This is a genomic window from Mycetohabitans sp. B3, assembly GCF_021498065.1.
Classification (GTDB): domain Bacteria; phylum Pseudomonadota; class Gammaproteobacteria; order Burkholderiales; family Burkholderiaceae; genus Mycetohabitans.
In genome coordinates this window covers 1-669 of the sequence record NZ_JAHLKN010000134.1, presented here as the reverse complement: position 1 = coordinate 669, position 669 = coordinate 1, and the positions used below count along the sequence as shown (strand labels likewise).

Sequence of the window (669 nt, the reverse complement as noted above, 5' to 3'; positions counted from 1 at the left end):
TGGGCGGCAGAAGGCCAAGATAACGGGATGCCATCGCCTGAACGCCATGTCACGGATCGGCGTAATCTAGCCGGGGATGATCGGCATAATCAGGCCAGTTGGAATGGCCCCGAAACGCAATTTTGAAGGGTTTCAAGGATGCGGTTTTTTGCCTGATCCTGCAATGGCAATTTTGCATGGAGCGCATCAGAACTGGGTATTCCAGCGGGCTCACGGCCGATAACCAATCGGCGGGCGCAATCTCGCCGACGCTCCCATCGGGTATCTTCATTGTAGATATGCGGTGCTTGCCAATCACGTGGCGTGTATCTACAATGGATAAACGTTAGGAGATGGCAATGGAACTCAAGATTCACAAATGGGGCAATAGCGCGGCAGTTCGTCTGCCGAGTGTGCTGCTCGAGCAGATCAACGCCTCGGTCGGCAGTTCACTAAACGCCGACGTGCGCCCGGATGGCGTGATGCTGACCCCAGCCCGCCGTAAGTATTCGCTGGACAACCTTGTTGCCCGGTGCGACCCGAAGGCGCCTCTTTCGGGCGACATGGCGGCATGGGGCGAGATCAAACCGGTGGGGCGTGAGGCGTGGTGAGGCAGGTCAAGTTCGAGCGGGGCGATATCGTGCGCGTGAGCCTGAATCCGACTGTCGGGCGAGAGCAGCAAGGCGATTT

General features: G+C 58.0%; 1 protein-coding gene and 1 pseudogene. Both read left to right on the top strand.

The genetic code is table 11. The annotated features are described in order from the left end of the window. The first annotated feature begins 338 nt into the window (after window positions 1-338). The gene (locus KQH55_RS15940; RefSeq protein ID WP_076794587.1) at window positions 339-590 is read left to right on the top strand and encodes an AbrB/MazE/SpoVT family DNA-binding domain-containing protein; all 252 of its coding nucleotides are present in this window, start codon (window positions 339-341) and stop codon (window positions 588-590) included. Then, a pseudogene (locus tag KQH55_RS15935) lies at window positions 584-669 on the top strand (type II toxin-antitoxin system ChpB family toxin); the annotation flags it as partial. The gene KQH55_RS15940 and the pseudogene KQH55_RS15935, both read left to right, overlap by 7 nt.